Below are 1,026 nucleotides of genomic sequence, written 5' to 3'. Positions count from 1 at the left end.
AAATTTGCAAGTTGCGCAACGCACAGTTCAAATCGTTGCCTACTTTGGTGCAAAACTCCGTCAAACTTTGCTACTACTGCAAGGAGAACGCACCGTAAGAAAGTGGCCTGCTGAAAATGCCGTCATCGGCTTGCTGATGGCGACGGTTTCATTGCCATGCACGGTCATTGATCAGTACCGTGCAAAGATTGATCAGTACCGTGCAAAAGGTGGAGCATTCGTTGACTCGACCGCGCAGTGGTCGACGCGACCTCAAGAGAAATGAAATATGATTGACGAAGCCAATGGACTCTCAACCAGAATCGACACTGCCCAGGCATCGGCTACTGCGGGGCCTATTGGAATTCTCAGCCTTTGGGACGGTCATCCAACCAGTTCAGAATCGCAAACATTCGACGGTCGCCCTGTCGTCGTTGAAAAGGTCCCGGGTGCCTGGTGGGGGGCGCTGCTCGATGACGAGCCAGAACTCTATGGTGCTTACGCTGAAGCTGCCCGTCGCCTTGTCGACCGGGGCGCCACCGCGATCACTTCTGGATGTGGCTATACCGTCAGATACCAGGAGGCCATCGCTGCGGCCGTGAAGGTGCCTGTGTCGACAGGGAGCCTCCTCCTGGCCCCGGCCGTAATCCGTCACCTGCCGCCCGGGGCCAAACTTGGTGTCGTGGTCGCTCACGAGAAGTATGTTGGTACCGATCTGCTGGGCATCATCCGGGTTCCCGACGAACGCGCGAGAATCGTAGTGGATGGCATTTCAGGCAGCATGCTTATAGCGAGCGAACTGCAGCGCCCGACAAGAGCGGGCACTTTCCCCGACTCTGACACAGAGCGCCATCTCACGGAAGCCATAAAGCGGCTTCGCGCTGCTCACCCAGACATCGGGGCCTTTATCTTAGAATGCACAGAGTTTCCGAAATTCGCACCCAAACTGCGTCAGATGACGGGGTTGCCCATCTACGACCACCATACGAGCCGGCGGATTATGCTCGGAGCGCTAGCCTGAGGGCGACCTCAACCTGGTCGGTCAGC

At 57.0% G+C, this 1,026-nt stretch carries 2 protein-coding genes; both read left to right on the top strand.

Features of this window, described 5'->3' with window-relative positions; genetic code table 11:
* The coding region (locus tag AC0L2U_RS34700) for a hypothetical protein (RefSeq protein WP_473603702.1) at positions 1-265 on the top strand (265 nt) is incomplete at its 5' end.
* 3 nt (positions 266-268) lie between these two features.
* A complete protein-coding gene (locus AC0L2U_RS34695) occupies positions 269-1,000 on the top strand; it encodes an aspartate/glutamate racemase family protein (RefSeq protein WP_473603701.1) in 732 nt (243 codons plus the stop codon).
* Positions 1,001-1,026 lie beyond the last annotated feature (26 nt).

The sequence above is a fragment of the Mesorhizobium sp. WSM4808 genome (assembly GCF_055811675.1).
The sequence above is the reverse complement of the archived record's forward strand: the minus strand, read 5'-3'. Positions and strand labels throughout refer to the sequence as shown.

Excerpts from the sequence above, each read along its gene's own strand:
- AC0L2U_RS34695 (WP_473603701.1), top strand. The coding sequence starts at position 269 with ATGATTGACGAAGCCAATGGACTCTCAACCAGAATCGACACTGCCCAG.